General features: G+C 72.3%; 3 protein-coding genes. All 3 read right to left on the reverse strand.

Features of this window, described 5'->3' with window-relative positions; genetic code table 11:
• Window positions 1-127: 127 nt before the first annotated feature.
• A complete protein-coding gene (locus ABZ281_RS43880; protein ID WP_356663801.1) occupies window positions 128-1,813 on the reverse strand; it encodes a thiamine pyrophosphate-binding protein in 1,686 nt (561 codons plus the stop codon).
• Entirely contained in the window at window positions 1,810-2,790 is a 981-nt protein-coding gene (speB, locus tag ABZ281_RS43885) for an agmatinase (protein ID WP_356663803.1), read from the reverse strand. Before speB ends, ABZ281_RS43880 begins: the two co-directional genes overlap by 4 nt.
• A 66-nt stretch (window positions 2,791-2,856) precedes the next feature.
• On the reverse strand, window positions 2,857-3,109 hold a 253-nt coding region (locus ABZ281_RS43890; protein ID WP_356663805.1), incomplete at its 5' end, for a hypothetical protein.

The raw sequence follows: 3,109 nt of genomic DNA on the forward strand, positions 1-3,109 counted from the left end.
TACGTCCAGTACGAGGACTTCCGGCCGGCACGCCGAGAGCACGCACCAAACGCCGCTCCTCAACGGGCAAACGTTGCCTGCCGCGGCACTAGGTCCGGACAGGCCCTGGGACCTGTCCGGCCGGCGCTCACCCCAGGTGCGTCGGCGCGAACATCCGCAGCACGGCCGGGAGCAGGACCACCGAGGGCCCGGGCGCGGCAAGCGCCTTGGCGAGGTCCTGCTCCAGCGTCTCCGGGGTCGTCCGCACCCCGGGGACGCCGAAGGACTCCGCGAGGGCCACGTAGTCGGGCCGGGTCAGTTCCGTCGCGGTCGCCGCGCCGAACGCGTCGTTCATGTACTCGCGCAGGATGCCGTAACCGCCGTCGTCCACGATCAGCCAGGTGACGTTCAGGTCGTACTGGCGGGCCGTCGCCAGCTCGGCGATGGAGTACAGGGCCCCGCCGTCGCCGGAGACGGCGAGGACCGGCCGGGTCGGGTCGGCCGCCGCCGCGCCCAGTGCCGCCGGGAAGGCGTAGCCGAGGCCGCCCGCGCCCTGGGCGGAGTGCATGTGGTTGGGGCCCTTGGCGTCGAAGGCCGACCAGGCCCAGTACGCGAGGATCGTCATGTCCCAGAAGGACGGGGAGCTCGCGGGGAGGGCCTTGCGGACGGACGCCAGCACGTCCTGCTCCAGGGTGAGTTCCTGGGCGGCGATGCGGTCGGCGACCTTCGCGAGCACCTCCCGTACGCGTTCCTCGGCTCCCGGGTCCTGCCGTTCGGACACCGTCTCCAGCAGCGCCTGCAACGCCAGCCGGGCGTCCGCGTGGATGCCCAGTGCCGGGTGGTTGGACTCCAGCTTGCCGAGGTCGGCCTCGATCTGGACGACCCGGCCGCGCGGCTTGAACGTGTGGTAGTTCGAGGAGAGTTCGCCGAGGCCCGAGCCGACGACCAGGAGGACGTCGGCGTCCTCCAGGAAGTCGGTGGTGTGCCGGTCCTCGATCCAGGACTGGAGTGACAGCGGGTGCTTCCAGGGGAACGCGCCCTTGCCGCCGGGGGTGGTGACGACCGGCGCCCGGAGCCGCTCCGCCAGCTGCTTCAGCTTGCCGGAGGCGTCCGCCCGGACCACTCCCCCGCCCGCGATGATCGCCGGACGGACCGCCTTCGACAGCAGGTCGGCGGCCACGGCGGTCAGTTCGGGGCGCGGCGGCAGTTCCTCGGGGAAGGCGTCGCCGCCCGTCACGACCGGGATCGCCGTTTCGGCGAGCAGCACGTCCTGCGGGATCTCCACCCACACCGGTCCGTGCAGGGCCGACAGCGCCGACTTCCAGGCGGCCTCGATCGCGGAGGGGATCTGGGACTGAGTGCGGACGGTGTGGACGGACTTGACCACGCCCCGGAACGAGGCGGCCTGGTCGGGGAGTTCGTGGAGGTAGCCGCGCCGGCCGCCGCCCAGACCCGCCGTCGGGACCTGGCTGCTGATCGCCAGCACGGGCGCGGAGGCCGCCGCCGCCTCCTGGAGAGCGGCCAGGGAGGTCAGGGCTCCCGGGCCGGTCGACACCAGCAGCGGCGCGGCCTCACCGGTGATCCGGCCGTACGCGTCCGCCGCGAACCCGGCGTTGTTCTCCACCCGCAGGCCGATGTACCTGAGGTCCGAGCGGCGCAGCGCGTCGAACATGCCCAGGGCGTGCTGGCCGGGCAGACCGAAGACGGTCGTCGCGCCCAGCCCGGCCAGCGTCTCCACGACCAGGTCTCCGCCGCCCCGGCCGGGAGGAGGATTGAGGGCGGCCTCCGTCTGGGCGGGCGTGGGGCGGAGCACCAGGTCGTGGTCGTGAGTCACTTCGCTTCCGAGTCCTTCCGGGCCGCGGCGATCTGGCGCGACATGATCGTGGTCAGTTCGTACGCGGTGTGGGACGCGGCCACCGACGTGATCTCCGCGTGGTCGTACGCGGGGGCCACCTCGACGACGTCGGCCGACACCAGGTTGCAGGATGCCAGGCCGCGCAGGATCTCCAGCAGTTCGCGCGAGGTCATACCGCCGGCCTCGGGCGTGCCGGTGCCGGGGGCGTGGGCCGGGTCGAGGCAGTCGATGTCGATGGAGATGTACAGCGGCCGGTCGCCGATGCGCTGGCGGAGCTGGTCGGCGACCTCGTCGGCGCCGCGCCGGTAGACGTCGGCGGAGGTGACGATGCCGAAGCCCATCTTCTCGTCGTCGGTCAGGTCCTGCTTGCCGTAGAGCGGGCCGCGGGTGCCGACGTGGGAGAGCGCCTCGGTGTCGAGGATGCCCTCCTCGACCGCGCGGCGGAACGGGGTGCCGTGCGTGTACTCGGCGCCGAAGTAGGTGTCCCAGGTGTCGAGGTGGGCGTCGAAGTGCAGCAGGGCGATGGGGCCGTGCTTCTTCGCGACCGAGCGCAGCAGGGGCAGTGCGATGGTGTGGTCGCCGCCGAGGGTCATCAGGCGGGCGCCGGTGCCGAGCAGGTCGTCGGCGGCGGCCTCGACGGTCTCCACGGCCTCGTTGATGTTGAACGGGTTCACGGCGATGTCGCCGCCGTCCGCGACCTGGGCGAGGGCGAACGGGGAGGCGTCCTGCGCCGGGTTGTAGGGGCGCAGCAGCCGGGACGCCTCACGGATCGCGTTGCCGCCGAAGCGGGCGCCCGGCCGGTACGAGACGCCCGAGTCGAACGGCACGCCCACGACCGCGACATCGGCCCGGCCGACCTCGTCCAGCCGGGGCAGCCGGGCGAAGGTCGCCGGTCCCGCGTACCGCGGAACGCGGGAGGAGTCGACGGGCCCGCGCGGAGTCTCGTTGCTGCTCATGAAGAAATGCTCTCTTTCCTACGCTTCATCGCGTGTGTACTGCTATGCACTGCTTGTACTACGACTCTACTGGGGAGCCGCCACCGGTTCGGACGCGAGTTCGGGAGACCGTCCACCGAGCCGCTCGCGCCAGGCGGCGAGGACGGCGGCGGCGGTGGCGGGGGTGGCGTGGACCGTGCCCCGCTTCCAGACCAGCGGCGCCGATGGGGCCTCCTTCGGTCGGTGCCGCCGGCGGGTGACGAGGACTGACCTTAGGTGGCCGGAAAGCGGCTGCGAAGTGTACGTTTCATCCATTCGACCGGCGTCGGACGGAGGGAAC

This window comes from Streptomyces sp. NPDC006265 (genome assembly GCF_040613555.1).
Lineage (GTDB): Bacteria > Actinomycetota > Actinomycetes > Streptomycetales > Streptomycetaceae > Streptomyces.

What these genes read in the sequence shown, in the direction of transcription:
- speB (WP_356663803.1), bottom strand. Translation starts at nt 2,790, where the DNA reads ATGAGCAGCAACGAGACTCCGCGCGGGCCCGTCGACTCCTCCCGCGTT.